The 272-nt window shown below is 50.7% G+C and carries 1 protein-coding gene; it reads left to right on the top strand.

All coding sequences use genetic code 11. The features are described from left to right. On the top strand, positions 1-272 hold a 272-nt coding region (locus AABK37_RS42540), incomplete at both ends, for an AMP-binding protein (RefSeq protein WP_432557290.1).

The raw sequence follows: 272 nt of genomic DNA, 5'->3' as shown, positions 1-272 counted from the left end.
AGAAGATGCCCGTGTAGAAGTGCTACTGACACAACAACACTTAGCAGACCTTGTACCCGACGTGCATGGGCATATTGTCTACTTGGACTCATATTCCCCCAACCAGTACAACTCGTCCAACCCCAACAGCAACGTCAGCGGCGAGAACTTGGCTTATGCCATTTACACAAGTGGTTCCACCGGACGACCCAAAGGAGTGCAAATTCGCCACAGCGCCGTGGTGAATTTCTTAAGCTCAATGTCCCACAAACCGGGAATTGTGTCCGAAGATG

Source organism: Tolypothrix sp. VBCCA 56010, assembly GCF_050875635.1.
In the GTDB taxonomy this organism is placed as follows: domain Bacteria; phylum Cyanobacteriota; class Cyanobacteriia; order Cyanobacteriales; family Nostocaceae; genus Hassallia.
This window is presented reverse-complemented; position numbering and strand designations above follow the sequence as displayed.